General features: G+C 56.2%; 1 protein-coding gene. It reads right to left on the bottom strand.

Translation table 11 applies throughout. From position 1 onward, the window contains the following. Nucleotides 1-296: 296 nt before the first annotated feature. Nucleotides 297-851 (bottom strand): aldehyde ferredoxin oxidoreductase C-terminal domain-containing protein (locus tag V6C16_RS14435; protein ID WP_333543586.1); only part of this gene is annotated, 555 nt, incomplete at its 5' end.

Below are 851 nucleotides of genomic sequence, written 5' to 3'. Positions count from 1 at the left end.
GTCACGAGCGCCTTTCCCGGTATCTCTGCGTCGAACTTCGCCTTTTATTCCGGTCGAGTACCATAAGAGTACACTCCCTGCATAAAAGGCTCGTTCTCCTTGATATACCAAGCAAATTCATCTCGTGGCGGCACTGTCTAGAGCAATTTCACTTTGAAATTGTTCTGGCGTCTGCGTGAGCAGACGTTCGCTACGGAGGCGTAAGCGCAGTTTATCTGCGCGGTTAAACGCCGAAGTGAGCGTGCCTTAAACTTTGAGAATGTATATTCTCAAAGTTAATCTGCTCTAACAGACTGCTACTTTTCTTCAATCCAGTTGAACACGGTCTTGAGTTCGTCGTGGGTGATGTCAAACGTGGTATTGTGAGGGGGCAATTTTTCATCCGTAAAGAAGTCGGGCAGCACGTCCGCGGCCTGGGTAATGCCCGCGCGGCGGTTGAAATCGACTTCTGTGGAAAGAATGCGCTGGCCCAGGGTCACTACGTCGTCACCTGTGAGCTGCCAGCCGAATTTGGCGTTGAGCATGTCCACAATGGCGGGCAGTGCGTCAGGCACGTCCAGAATGGCAAAAGCCGTGAACAGGCACAGGCCCACCGAGTCCACCGAGGCCGTAGCCACCTGAAGATTGCGCGAAAGCTCGATCTGCCCTTCCTTTTTCAGGGGATCAACCGTGCCGCCGCTGCTCAGGATATTGGCCGTTACCGCATAACCGGCGGTATGGTCCGCGCCCATTGGCGACGTGGCGTAGGTAACGCCCTGGCCCTTGACCGCGCGCGGGTCATAGGCAGGAAGGCTCTGGCCCTTGACCGTAGGTACGCGCCGCACGCCGAACACCCGGCCCGTGGTCGCCGT

Source organism: Desulfovibrio sp. 1188_IL3213 (genome assembly GCF_036763145.1).
In the GTDB taxonomy this organism is placed as follows: domain Bacteria; phylum Desulfobacterota; class Desulfovibrionia; order Desulfovibrionales; family Desulfovibrionaceae; genus Desulfovibrio.
The sequence above is the reverse complement of the archived record's forward strand: the minus strand, read 5'-3'. Positions and strand labels throughout refer to the sequence as shown.